This is a genomic window from Limosilactobacillus pulli (assembly GCF_947381555.1).
Lineage (GTDB): Bacteria > Bacillota > Bacilli > Lactobacillales > Lactobacillaceae > Limosilactobacillus > Limosilactobacillus pulli.
In genome coordinates this window covers 21642-34946 of sequence record NZ_CANCWQ010000009.1, presented here as the reverse complement: position 1 = coordinate 34946, position 13305 = coordinate 21642, and the positions used below count along the sequence as shown (strand labels likewise).

13 protein-coding genes are annotated in these 13305 nt (G+C 46.5%); all 13 read right to left on the bottom strand.

The genetic code is table 11. The features are described 5' to 3' along the window. Positions 1 to 14 precede the first annotated feature (14 nt). Positions 15 to 809 carry a metal ABC transporter permease gene (locus tag QOS03_RS04240; RefSeq protein WP_272208378.1) on the bottom strand — a complete coding sequence of 265 codons (795 nt, stop codon included), beginning with the start codon at positions 807 to 809 and terminating at the stop codon, positions 15 to 17. Further along, a complete protein-coding gene (locus QOS03_RS04235; protein ID WP_283575459.1) occupies positions 802 to 1473 on the bottom strand; it encodes a metal ABC transporter ATP-binding protein in 672 nt (223 codons plus the stop codon). The genes QOS03_RS04240 and QOS03_RS04235 overlap by 8 nt, the downstream gene beginning before the upstream one ends. Beyond that, positions 1470 to 2378: a metal ABC transporter solute-binding protein, Zn/Mn family gene (locus QOS03_RS04230; protein WP_283575458.1), complete on the bottom strand. Its 909-nt coding sequence runs from the start codon at positions 2376 to 2378 to the stop codon at positions 1470 to 1472. The genes QOS03_RS04235 and QOS03_RS04230 overlap by 4 nt, the downstream gene beginning before the upstream one ends. A 202-nt stretch (positions 2379 to 2580) precedes the next feature. Then, positions 2581 to 4002: a basic amino acid/polyamine antiporter gene (locus QOS03_RS04225; RefSeq protein ID WP_283575457.1), complete on the bottom strand. Its 1422-nt coding sequence runs from the start codon at positions 4000 to 4002 to the stop codon at positions 2581 to 2583. A gap of 304 nt (positions 4003 to 4306) precedes the next feature. After that, a complete protein-coding gene (gene arcA, locus QOS03_RS04220) occupies positions 4307 to 5530 on the bottom strand; it encodes an arginine deiminase (RefSeq protein ID WP_283575456.1) in 1224 nt (407 codons plus the stop codon). A 330-nt stretch (positions 5531 to 5860) separates the two neighbouring features. Then, a complete protein-coding gene (ispE, locus tag QOS03_RS04215) occupies positions 5861 to 6712 on the bottom strand; it encodes a 4-(cytidine 5'-diphospho)-2-C-methyl-D-erythritol kinase (protein WP_283575455.1) in 852 nt (283 codons plus the stop codon). Between the two features lie 252 nt (positions 6713 to 6964). After that, a complete protein-coding gene (locus QOS03_RS04210) occupies positions 6965 to 7207 on the bottom strand; it encodes a Veg family protein (RefSeq protein ID WP_169462274.1) in 243 nt (80 codons plus the stop codon). Positions 7208 to 7297: 90 nt separating this feature from the next. Beyond that, positions 7298 to 8191, bottom strand: a complete 894-nt coding sequence (gene rsmA / locus QOS03_RS04205) for a 16S rRNA (adenine(1518)-N(6)/adenine(1519)-N(6))-dimethyltransferase RsmA (protein WP_283575454.1) — start codon at positions 8189 to 8191, stop codon at positions 7298 to 7300. Further along, complete coding sequence (gene rnmV / locus QOS03_RS04200) at positions 8181 to 8753, bottom strand: ribonuclease M5 (RefSeq protein WP_283575453.1); 573 nt, start codon at positions 8751 to 8753, stop codon at positions 8181 to 8183. The genes rsmA and rnmV overlap by 11 nt, the downstream gene beginning before the upstream one ends. Before the next feature lie 11 nt (positions 8754 to 8764). After that, positions 8765 to 9559, bottom strand: a complete 795-nt coding sequence (locus QOS03_RS04195) for a TatD family hydrolase (RefSeq protein ID WP_283575452.1) — start codon at positions 9557 to 9559, stop codon at positions 8765 to 8767. Further along, positions 9559 to 11583: a methionine--tRNA ligase gene (gene metG, locus QOS03_RS04190; RefSeq protein WP_283575451.1), complete on the bottom strand. Its 2025-nt coding sequence runs from the start codon at positions 11581 to 11583 to the stop codon at positions 9559 to 9561. The genes QOS03_RS04195 and metG overlap by 1 nt, the downstream gene beginning before the upstream one ends. 70 nt (positions 11584 to 11653) lie before the next feature. Beyond that, positions 11654 to 12508, bottom strand: a complete 855-nt coding sequence (locus QOS03_RS04185; RefSeq protein WP_169462269.1) for a DUF72 domain-containing protein — start codon at positions 12506 to 12508, stop codon at positions 11654 to 11656. A gap of 78 nt (positions 12509 to 12586) precedes the next feature. Then, a complete protein-coding gene (locus QOS03_RS04180) occupies positions 12587 to 13303 on the bottom strand; it encodes an NAD-dependent protein deacylase (RefSeq protein ID WP_169462268.1) in 717 nt (238 codons plus the stop codon). Between the last annotated feature and the right edge of the window lie 2 nt (positions 13304 to 13305).

Sequence of the window (13305 nt, the reverse complement as noted above, 5' to 3'; positions counted from 1 at the left end):
TTTAACACTTTCTGTTAATCGTTGACCAAATGCTGGAAAATCAATGCGGATATGTAGATTGTCACCTCAATCACCGCAATAAAGAAGCTGACCGGCCAATTGGTTAGATAACCCAGGTAAAGTCCCAGCCAGGTCCCCAGCATTGCAAACAAAATCGCCAAAACGATCATCTTGGCCACGCCATGCGTAAAATACTTAGCACTGGCTGCCGGCAGCGTCAGCAAAATAAAGATCAAAAGCGAGCCAACAATCTGGGCTGCCACGCTGACGCTTAGTGCCAACAAAAGCAAAAAGATGATCGAGACGATCGTACCATTGACGCCATTGACCCGTGCACCAACCGCATCAAACGAGTCAAACTTCAGCTGCCGATAGCCGATCAGCACGACCGCCAATACCAAAAGCGACAGCCCCACCAGCTGCCAGACCTCATGTTTACTGATACCGACCACGCTGCCAAACAAAATGCTGGTAGCCGAGCTGGCCGTTTGACTAGACAGTGACAAAAACAAGATGCCCAGCCCGATAAACAGCGCCGAAACCGCACTGATCACGGCCTCCCGACGTGATTCTTTGATACTCATTTGTCCGACCAAAACTGAGCTCAGCATGGTAAACAAAAGCATGCCATTTAAGGCTGGCCAGCCAGCAAAGACGGCAAATGAAGCCCCCGCAAAGCCAATCTCTGACAGGGTATGCGTCAAAAAAGACATATTGCGCGCCATTACAAAGACGCCGATCGTTCCGCTAACGATGGCGATAAACGTTCCTGCCATGAATGCATTGCGCATAAAACTCAACTCAAACATTTTTTACCCCCTGCCGAAACTCAGCGATTGGCCCCGTCTGATAGTGACCCGGCATCATCTTCAGATAACGCGTACCGTATTTTTGCGCCAGTTCCCAGTCATGTGTAATAAAAATCACGCTCAAGCCCTGTTTTTGCAGCTTGGCAACCAGATCCAGCAGCTCGTATTTCATTTCATTATCTAGGCTGGCCGTCGACTCATCCAAAATCAAAAGCCGCGGGCTGCCCAACAGTGCCTGCGCCAGATAGGCACGCTGCTTTTCACCGCCTGAGGCTTGGCCCAGCTGGCGTTCTTGAATGCGAATCAGATCCGTTAGCTCCAGAATCTGCTTTAAATGCTGGCGTTCCTTTTTATTTAGCCATGGCCGCAGACTCTTGCCGGCGTTTAAGGCCACAAAGTCTTTGATTGACAGCGGATACTCTTCATCAAGATTGCGAAATTGCGGTACATAGCCAATTTTCAGTTTTTCTTGCATGGCAATCGTGCCTTTTTTCGGCTTGAGCTGTCCTAAAAGTGCCCGCACCAGCGTTGTCTTACCCACGCCATTATCCCCGATGACGACCAAAAAATCTCCGGCTGTCAGCGAAAAGCTTAGGCCATCAACAATATCCTTGTCGCCATAGGCTAGGGTCAGATTTTTAACTGTAATAAGAGAAATGATCATTCACCTCGCTGTAGAATTTGGTAAAGCTGCCGATACTGCCCCATCATCCATTGCCGATATGTTTTGCCGTTGGGCTGTGATTCGGTAACGTTGAGAACTGGGACGTGATTCTTTTTGGCTAATGCGACCAGATTGTCAATCGTCTTGCTGTCAGACTGCTTGTTGTTGACAAAAAAAGCAATCCGATGCTCCTCAATGTCTTCTTGCAGCTGCTGAATATCTTGTGGCGATGGGTCGTTGCCGTCTTCAATGGCTTTTTCAAAATGACGATCATTGATTTGATAGCCCAGATTCTCTAAGGCATAGTCAAAAACCGGTTCGCTGACGTCAACTTTCTGTTTTCGGGCCAGTATCCGACATTTTTCAATCTGCTGATCAATTACGCCTAGGGAACGAACATACTTTTGGGCATTGCGGTAATAATACTGTTTATGTTTTGGATCAATGCTGGCATATTTTTTGGCCAGCTGATCGGCTAATTTTTTCATTGTCTGTGGTCGATACCAAACATGCTCATTATCGCCGTTTTTTCGCTTGGCAACTTGACTGCCAACATTAACGACGATTTGTGAATCATCGGCATTGGCCTTAACCAGATCACTCATCCATTGATCATAGCCCAGGCCATTTAAGATTACGACATTGGCCTTGGCAACCTGTTCAGCCTGAACCGTTGATGGCTGATAGTCATGAGGATCAATCGCGGCATTATCAATGACAGAGGTAACCTGGCCATACTTTCCCGCAACCGCTTGAGCTGCTTCACCATAGAAATTCAGGCTGGTCACAACCCTGATTGAACGCTGTGATTTTTGCTGTGGTCGCCAATCAGTGGCTGCCAGACCAAGAATTACGGCCAAAAGCAATCCCAGACCAGCTGTCATTTCCCAAAAGCGTCGATCCATTTTTTCACCTCTTTAAAAATCCATTTAATTAAATAGTAATAATTACTATTTAGCAACGTTAACTATCTTACCTAATTTTGTACGGCTGCGCAATCCTTTATATAAAAAAATCGTGCTGGAGAAATTCCAACACGATTTAAATTCGTCTTTAAGCTTTTAAATAGTCTTGATTCATTCAATGACAATCATCCGTCAAAAATCACTAGCTAATGGTGATCGTACCATTGCATACCAATACGATGGCAACAACGCTCAATACCAGAATCAGGCCCATCGTCCACAGCTCAGCCTTAGAGAATTTGTGATTGTTTTCCTTGCAGCCAGCGTAGTAGACACAGAAGCCAGGAATAAAGCTGATCGTAACCAGCAGCACTTCTTGCCAACCAGCCAGGAACATGCAGGCAAACATAAACAGTGCCGACAGTAAACCAACCGTGTATTGACCCCATTCCTTACGTTCGGAACTCAACTTCATTTGGTAGAGACCAACAAACAGGTAGGAGAACAAAATTGCGGCGGCACAAAGTGAGTAGGCAAATTCATAAGCCTTTTCCGTAAATAGCAGCGAGAACAGGAAGATCGTCTGCAAAACGGCCGTGATCATCAGCGAAGTCGTTGGTGCGTTCTTGGAGTTAACCTTGCCCCAAGCTTTTGGCATCGCCTTGTCATCAGCAACCAGCATCGTCGTTTCGGCTGGCAGCATCGTCCAAGACAGCCAAGAAACAATCGTTGAAATGATCAAACCAACGTTAATCAATACGGCACCCCAGTGACCAACCGTCATTTCCAGAACGTGGCCAATGGCTGGTTGACCCATGCCGGCTAATTGAGCACGCGTCAGTGCACCATATGGCAGAACAGAAATCAAAACGTAGATGATTACCAGCAGAATGAAACTAATAACAGAGGCTTGTTCAGCTTCAGAACGAGACTTTGCACGGTGAGCCATAACTGATGCCCCCTCGATCCCGATAAATACCCAGATCAGAGTCATCAGCGTACCTTTCATTTGAGTCCAAACCGAGCCAGTCGTCGTGCCTTTAGTAGCGTTGCTTGCTACCTTGCCCCAGAAGTCAGCTGTAAACATGCCGCCCTTGAAGCAGACAAACATAATAATGATAAAGATTACCAATGGCACAATCTTGCAGATCGTCCCAATCATGTTAACGAAGGTGGCACTTTCGACACCATTGTTAACCAAAATCGTTAACAGCCAACAGAAAATAATTGCAACAATAATTGATGGAACGTTTTGGCCACCTTCAAAGGTTGGAATAAATGTCCCAATTGAACTCATCAGCATCGTAGCAAAGGCAATGTTACCCAGCCAGGCTGACAGCCAGTAGGACCAGCCAGAAATAAATTCACCCAGTGGACCGAAACCTTCACCGGCATAGGCAAAGATCCCACCTTCCAAGTCTGGCCGCTTGTTGGACAAATTGTTTAAAGAAAGCACCAGCATCAGGAAACCAAAGGCAACGAACAGCCAGGCCAAAAGAGCTGGACCAGGTGCAGCCGCAGCCGCAACGTCGCTGGTAATCCCGAAAATACCGGTACCGATACATGAACTAACGATCAGGGCAATCAGTTCGCCCTTACCGATACCTTTCTTTTGAGTATCCATAAATATCCCCTCGTTTCTATTCGTAGATCGACTAGCCACTCGACATCAAACAAATCAAACCTAAACTCGCTTAAATGACTTAAAAGCACTTCGACTCTTACTCAATCGCCCACCTCTGAACCCTTACACACCTTAAAAAATAAATGATCGAGAATTGTCTAATACTATTTTAATTCTTAATCGAAAAAAGCGAAAGTCGTACCGTTGCGAATTTATATCGCGATGATCCAACTTTCACTTTTAATATGCGCCAAATCTCATTGATCGGCACGTGATTTTATGCGGTTATGCCGCATACCTGCTTTTAGAGGTCTTCACGAACAATTGGGCAGGACATGCAACGTGGACCACCACGACCCCGAGACAATTCGCTTGAGCGAACCTCGTGAACTAAGATGCCATGTTTACGCAGCAGATCGTTGGATACGTAGTTACGGTTGTAGGTAACAACCTCGCCAGGTGCGATTGCCAACGTGTTTGAGCCGTCGTTCCATTGTTCACGAGCAGCGATGATTGGGTCACCGTTACCAGTTGGGATCAAGTCAATGTCGTCCTTGTTCAGGGCCTTCTTAAGCACTTCCTTGATGTCCGTGTGGTGTTCCATCGTGATTTCGCCGTCCTTGCCTGGGTGCAGAACCCAGTTGTCGACTTGACCATTTTCATCCAGGATAGCTGGGTGAACCGTAAACTTGTCGTAGTCGATCATCGTAAAGACAGTGTCAAGGTGCATCATTGCGTGGTTGTGTGGAATCTTGATGGCAATGACCGTGTCGTAGTTCGACTTCTTGAACAGGTTCTTAGCGATGTCTTCGATTGCGTCGGCAGTCGTCCGTTGGGAGATACCGATGGCAAATACGTGGTCGCTTAATACCAGTTCGTCCCCACCTTCAATGTGCGTTTCGTGGTTGCGGTCACGCCATACATTGACTTGACCAGCAAAACGTGGGTGGTGCTTAATGATGTATTCAGTGATTAAGGATTCACGCTGACGAGCTGGGAAAGTCATCCGGTTGATGGAAATGCCATCACCAATTGATGCTTGTGGGTCGCGAGTGAAGTATGCGTTTGGCATTGGGTCCATAACAAATGGCCAATCAGCATCTTCAGCAGCTTGTTGCAGCGTCATGTGTGGGAGATCGATTTCTTCACGACGAACCCCTTCGAAGATCTTGTTAACCATGTCTTGAGTGTTCATGGCCAGCAGGTATTCCTTCAAAACGTCGTGGATCAAACCAGCTGCGTAACCGGATTCGGCAATCATGCGGTCAACAAATTCTTCCTTAACGTCTTGGTCAGCCAGTGCTTCAGCAGCTAGCTTTTCGAAATACAGAACTTCAATGCCTTGGTCGCGCAGCGTTTGAGCAAAGTAATCGTGTTCTTCTTGCGCGATTGGCAGGTATGGAATGTCATCGAACAGCAGACGGTACATCGAGTCTGGCGTGAGGTTTTCAATTTCACGGCCAGGACGGTGCAGCATAACCGTCTTCAGCTTGCCAATTTCCGAAGTTACATGAATTGGACTTGGCATAATACAGTCACTCCTTTTGTTTTCTTACTTGACTACGTTCTTAATATAACCCGTCAAGTAAGCGTTGTCAATCCTGTGAAATCAACGTTTTTGCGGCAGTTTTATATAAAATGAATACGTTTTCTAGAATATACTTACTAAATCAATTTATGAATATATTTTAGGCAAATAATGTATAGAATTAGAATATCGTTTTTTTAAATAAATTTGAAAATGAACAATTGACACACAACTAATAGTTGCATACGCATCAATTGTTCATTATCGTAAATTGCAAAATGAATAAAAAAGGTCTCAACCAGGGTCAAAACCTGATTGAGACCAATGCTGCTATAAAAGCATGGCTAAATAGACCTCCCGACAAAAGCCGCACAAGCTGTTATGCAGCCGCCGAGCCCTTGACTCATTATGACACAGCGCAAAAACGGTCGGCCCCGTGCCGCTCATCTGAACTACATCGGCCCCCAGCTTTTCCATCCGCTGCTTGAGTTGACGAATTTCAGGATATTCTTTCATTGTAACCGGCTCTAATACATTGCCCATATAGGTAAAAGATTCCTGCCAGCGTCCAGCTTGAATGCACTCAACCAATGAATCAACATCCAGGTGCTGCAGCTTTTCATAATTAATCTGCCGCAGAATCGTTGGCGTTGAAACACTGATCTTAGGCTTAGCAACGACCGCCCAGTAATGCGGAAATGATCTTAGCACCTCGACCTGCTCACCGTGACCGGTTACGTGAGCCGTTCGACTGTAGACGCAGTAGGGTACGTCAGAATCGATCGAAAGCGACAGCTGCGCCAGCTCTTTTAAGGAAAGTCCCAGCTTCCAGCCTTGATTGAGTCCTCTTAAGACGGCAGCCGCATCCGACGAGCCACCGCCGAGCCCTGCTGCGACCGGGATTCGTTTCTTGATTCTGATCGTTACGCCCTCATCAACATGGAAACGATTCTTGAGAATATGAGCAGCCTGATAGGCAAGATTGCGCTGATCGTTGGGTAAAAAGCCGCTGTCGGTATAAACCTTGATACGATGCTGGTGCTGGTGCGTCTCAATCGTAACGTAATCTGCAAGGTCGATTGAGTTCATTACCATGTCCCAGCGTGGCAGACCATCAATATAGCGCATTGGGGTATCCAGCGCCAGGTTGATTTTGGCGGGAGCTTTTTCAGTTATGATCAAGGTCATACCCCCCTTTTGACAAGTGATTTTTAATTATTATACAAATGTGCCTGACTGGGTTGCAACTATTCTCAAAAGACCGTACTGATCCTTAAGATTTTTCTTAATTAAAAAGAGAGTGAGAAAAAACTCTGGAAATCAGCTTCGACCGATTTTCGGAGTTTGTCTTCGAACCTCCACAAGGCTGGCTGAGGCATTATTATCCAGAGAATAATAAAGAGGTTGGGTTAATTCCCAACCTCTTAATATGAGCTATTCAGCCTCTTCAAATGTCAAAGAGATATTATTGGTTAAAAGATCGGCATAGCTGTAGGAGACCCGATCAAAAGAACCTTCACGCTTGTTAAGCTTGACGATAAAAATTGCTGGATACGTCTCGCTTAAAATGCCTTGACGCTGGGTAACCTTTTTACGACCAGCCTGCGCCGTGACCAGTACTTTTTGGCCTACCTGTGCATCAAGCTTTTCCTTGATGCCTTCAATTGTCGTTGGCATATATTCTCACCTCACAAAAAACCATTATAAGGCAAGAATTATCAAAAAGTCAAATTCTATCATAACTGATGGTAAAAATCAATTTATTTTTTAAAACAGTTTATGATCATGAAGCTGATTAGCTAAGGCAATAAATTGTTCCAACGTTAATTTTTCTGGACGGATCTGGGGCAAAACGTTTAATTCAGCTAATACGGTCTGAACCGTCTCCTGTTTTTCGGTATCCTTACCTGCCAGTGGCTTGAGATTGTTCCACAGACTCTTGCGTCGATGAGCAAAACAGCTCTTTACGAACCCAAAGAATCTTCCTTCATCAAACGGCTTATCCAATAATGGCTGAGTCCGTCGCGTTAGCACCACAATGGCCGAGTCGACATTTGGTGATGGGACGAATGCATGTCTGGAAACGCCAAATGCAATCCGTGCCTGCATGCGATACTCAATTGCCAGCGTCAATGCTCCATACTCCTTGGTCCCTGGTTGTGCCGTTAAGCGTTGGGCAACCTCTTTTTGCATCATAACGCAGATTGCCGCCCATTCAACTGGACTCTCCAACAGCCGCATCAGGATTGGACTGGTAATGTAATAAGGCAGATTGGCAACGACTTTGATTGGCCGGCTGGGGTCAGTGAACTGTTCTTGAATCAGTGCCGGTAGATCCGCTTTTAAGACGTCTTGATTAATCACCTTAACATTGTCATATGGTGAGAGTACTTCACCCAAAACCGGCAACAAGTCAGTATCAATCTCCAGTGCCACCACCTGGCCAGCCGCCTGAGCCAGCTGTTCGGTCAAGGCCCCCAGCCCTGGTCCAATCTCGATCACGTTATCAGCCTTGGTAATCTCAGCTGCTCTGACGATGTTTTTCAAGACGTTGAGATCCGTCAAAAAGTTCTGGCCAAAACCCTTCTTAGCATGAATGCCATATTCTTTCATAATGGCTCGGGTCCGATTCAAGCTGCCGATTTCCGGATTACTGCTCATCGCGTTTTTCCTCCTGATTAATTTTTTCAATGGCCGTTTCAAATCGCTGTGCACTGACGCGAAACATGTTAAGTCGCTTAGACATCTGCTTGGCATTGCCATAGCCGATTCCCAAAAGCTGTCCGAGCCGTTCGCGTCGTGTGCGGGCGTTATTGCCGCCTACCAGACCAGCCTGGCGCATCGTCGCTGGCGTAATGGCAACTTCTGGTTCAGTCTCTTGCGTATAGACATGCTCCAATGCCGCCTTGATAACCGCTGGATTTGCATGTTCAACGCCTAGGCTGCCATGTGCCTCATCAGGAACTCCCTGATCGCGTCTGATAAAAGCATGCTTGACGCCAGGAACAGCCTGGCTAATCATCTTGCGCAGCCGCTCGCCATTAAAATCAGGGTCGGTAAACACGATCAAGCCACGCGTTTTCTGTAGTTCTGCCAACTGCTTAAGGCCGCTTGACGACAACGCCGACCCGTTTGTTTCAAACGTGTCGGCGTTGACGGCCTTAGCAATTTGTTTGGTGTCATCCTTGCCTTCGACAACAATGACTTCTTTAATCTTTTTCATAAGGCCTTTCATTAATGATTCAAAAACAGACGACTGGCATTGTCAAACGTTGCCAACGCCACCTCAACTGACGATTGTTCGCGCAATTCAGCGATTTTTTCGACTGTAAAGCGCGTAAAGCCTGGTTCGTTTTGCTGGCCGCGATATGGCACCGGTGTTAGATATGGTGCATCCGTTTCAACCAGCAAATGCTCCAATGGCGTTTTTAGCATCGCTTCTTGCACGTCTTTGGCACTGTTGAACGTTACAACGCCACTGTAGGAGATTTCCATTCCTAAATCTAAGAAGCGTTTCATCCATCCAACATCACCATTAAAACTATGCATAACGCCGCCAAACTCATCTACATGCGCGGACTTCAAAATCTGATAGGTATCAGCCAACGCATCACGACAATGAATTGAGACTGGCAGATGCATGTCTTTGGCAATTGCCAGCTGACGCTCAAAAATTCGCTTCTGATCATCATGCGGTGAATGCTCATCGTTAAAATAATCCAATCCAATCTCACCGATACCAACGACGGAGGGATCTTCAAGCTGATTTAAAAGCGTTTTTTCAGCCGCTGCATCAAAACGCGCAATGTCCTCAGGATGCCAGCCAATCACGGCATGCATTCCTTGATAGCGATGCGCCAGCTCAATAGCACGCTGATTGAGCAGTTCATTGGAACCGATCATATTCATTTCAACAACGCCAAAGTGCCGTGCCCTTGCTAGATAAGCCGGAACGTCACTATAAAAGACATCATCGTTTAGATGCGTATGTGAGTCATAGATTTTTAAGTTTGGTTTTAATCCAGACATTAGCAGACCGTCGTCCCTGGTTGCATATTTTCTGGAACCGTAACGACCTGTACGTTGCCGGCTGCATCCTCATCAGAAAGGATCATGCCTTGACTCAATTCGCCGCGCATCTTACGTGGCTTTAAATTGGCAACGATCAATACCTTCTTGCCAACTAGCACGCTTGGATCTGGATACCATTGAGCAATACCGGACAGAATCTGACGTCCCTCAGGCGTACCATCGTCCAGCTGGAACTTGAGCAGCTTGTCGGCCCCTTCAACATGGTCAGCTGCCTTAATCTGAGCAACCCGCAGATCAACCTTGTCAAAAACATCGATACGAATGTCTTTTTTCAATTCTGACGTCTCAGTCTGTGGCTTGGCTTTTTCAGCCGCTTCAGCCATTGCCTTGCGACCCTTGGCCTTTTGGTTGGCACTCATCTGACTCTTGATAAAGGCAACCTCTTCTTCAACATCGCGCCGTGGGAAGATTGGCGTTCCCTTGGCTACAACCTTGACTTCAGCTGGGAAGTCGTTAAATGACAGGTTAGTCAAGGAGATGTCTTCTTTTGGCAGACCAAGCTGTTCCTGAATTTCTTTTGGCGCATGCGTCATTACTGGCTGCAGCATTACGGCTGCCATGCGCAGACTCTTAGCCAGGTGCGTCATTACATCAGAAAGCTCTTCTTTTTTGGCTTCATCTTTAGCCAGCAGCCATGGCGTGGTTTCATCAATGTACTTGTTGGCACGTGCAATCAACTTCCAAACGGCACTCAAGGCATCGGCAAAATGCGTCTTGTCCATCAGATCTTTATATTCGGCAAAGACTTGTTCAGCCGTATTCTCAAGGTCTTGATCATAGGCGGTCGTTACCGCATTTTCGCCCTTTAAAACGCCACCTTGGTACTTGTTGATCATGGCAACGGTCCGGTTCAGCAGGTTCCCCAGGTCATTTGCCAGATCATAGTTGATCTTGTCGACAAAGTCTTCAGGACTAAACACACCGTCATTGCCAAATGGCATTGCCTTCAACAGGTAGTAGCGCGTAGCATCCAGGCCATAGCGATCAACCAAAGTTTCTGGGTAGATGACGTTACCCTTGGACTTGCTCATCTTGCCATCTTTCATCGTCAGCCAGCCATGACCGATAACGTGCTTTGGCAATGGCAGTCCCAGGGCGTGCAGCATGATTGGCCAATAGATGGTGTGGAAGCGCACAATTTCCTTACCAACCATGTGAACGTCAGCTGGCCAATATTTCTTAAACAAGCTGTCGTCATCACTGCTATAGCCTAGTGCCGTAATATAGTTGGACAGTGCATCGATCCAGACGTAGACGACGTGCTTTGGATCATTTGGCACCTTGATCCCCCAGTTGAATGAGGTCCGCGTAACTGCCAGGTCTTCCAGGCCAGGTTCCAAGAAGTTCTTGACCATTTCGTTCATCCGCGTGTGCGGTTCGATAAAGTCAGGATGCTCTTTGTAGTAGTTCATCAGCCAGTCCGCGTACTTGCTCATCTTAAAGAAGTAGGACTCTTCTTTAACCAGCTCAACCTCATGACCAGACGGTGCCTTACCACCAGTAACATTGCCGTTTTCATCACGGTAGACTTCAGCCAGCTGACTTTCGGTGAAGTATTCTTCGTCGTCAACTGAGTACCAGCCAACGTATTCGCCCTTGTAGATGTCACCTTGGTCAACAAACTTTTGGAAGATTTTTTGGACGGCCTTTTCGTGATAGTCATCGGTGGTCCGAATAAATTTATCATTGGAGATTTCCAATTTCTTCCACAGTTTTTTAATACCGGCTGCCATCTCATCAACGTAAGCTTGCGGCTCCATACCAAGCTTTTCAGCCTTTTCTTCAATCTTGAGACCATGTTCATCGGTCCCAGTCAAAAAGAAGACGTCGTAGCCATCGAGACGCTTGAAGCGGGCTTCAGCATCACAGGCAACTTCGGTATAGGAATTGCCGATGTGCAGCTTGCCAGATGGGTAGTAGATAGGTGTCGTGATATAGTAGGTTGGTTTTTGTTCAGCCATGTTGGCCCTTCTTTCTAATACGGATTTAATAATCTTTAGTTTAACATAAAATGAACCGTTTTTACTGATTTTAAAACAGATTCAACTGTTCAGGATCATGCGGCGCCAAATCATTAAAACTTAGATGCATGATCTTCTGCAGCTCCATGGCGTTGGGAGCCGCGTCCTTTCCGGAGTTGTTGTTAAAGATAACACAGATCTCTTTTGGAGCCGGCTGCAGATTGTCAATTAATGCTGCCAGTCCTTGCAGCTCAGTCGTTGAATAGCGATAGAGCGTCCTTTTTTTGCGCCATTCTTTGTCTGGATGATTCCACCCTTCGCGATTGCGACCGTGCAGTCGAATCAATACCAGTTCAGGATTGGTCACAATCAGATAAAATGGCACGCTGGTCAGCGTATCATGCGGCTCATCGGCAGCCACCAGGGTAATCTTTAAATCGCGACAAAACTCAGTCAACGGCTGCAAGATCGCGGGCTGATACCAGCTGGCATTTCTAAATTCAACGGCCAGTGGCAGATTGCCCATCAGCAAACGGATCTGACGCAGATAGTCAATATGATCCAGCTGTGCATCAAAAAAAGGCGGAAACTGAAACAGCACGCACTTTAACCGGCCAGCGGCAACCAGCGGCATGATAGCAGAACGGTAGCTTTCAAATACCTCTTTTAGCGTTGGTTCCTGCTTATCCAGTTTTTCGTGCTGGGTCATGAGTCGATGTGCCTTAACGATAAACTGAAAATTGCGCGGTACCTCGGTCAGCCATTTTTGAACCGTCGTCGGCTTAGGCAGAGCATAAAAAAACGTATCGAGTTCAACGGTTGGAAAATGCTGAGCATATTCATTGAGCGTCGTTGTCTGGCGCTGATTTTTTATCAGTGCTGGATGCTCTGACCAAGTCGTCAGTCCAATGGTAATCTGAGTCATAAAACCGCCCCTTTCGCTTTAAACGGCTGGATTAAGAAAGGCTCAGTCTGCAGCGGCAGGCTGGGCCTTGAGTGGCTTTTAGGCATGCAGTTGGGCAAAGAAACTGGTAGCATCGGCTTGAATCATTTCAAAGTCAAATGGGAAATCAAGCTTTTCTTGATTGATTGCTATTACCTTAGCCTGCGGATTGCGATACTCCAACAAGCCAGCAAACGGATAAACACGCATGCTGGTACCAACGATTACCACTAAATCAGCTTTTTGCATGGCATGCACCGAATCCAAGATGTCATCTTGCTTGATGCCCTCATCATACAAGACAATATCAGGACGCAGCGGGCCTTGATCGGTACTGTGCAGCCGGCTGTTTAAATACTCACTGACTGGCACCGTCTGCCCGCATTTCTCACAGTAAACATGATACAGATTGCCATGAAAGTCAATCAGATGCTTGGGCTTGGCACCTTGTCTTTGAAACTCCAGCTCATACAGATTATCGATATTTTGGGTAATGATTACCGCTCGATTTTGAAGAGCTAAGGCAACCTGCTTTTGATGGATCGGGTTAGGCAGTGCATCAGGAAAATACAGGTTCTTTTTGCAAAACTCGTAAAAGCCATCCGGATCCGTTTCAAAATAACGATGGCTCAGGTAGTACTCTGCATTGTGATTCTGTGTATACAAGCCATTGGCACTGCGAAAATCCGGAATTCCCGAAGCCGTTGAGACGCCAGCGCCGGTTAAAAAGACAATCTGTTTTGCCTGATCGAATAATTCTTGATCTTTAGCATCCATCA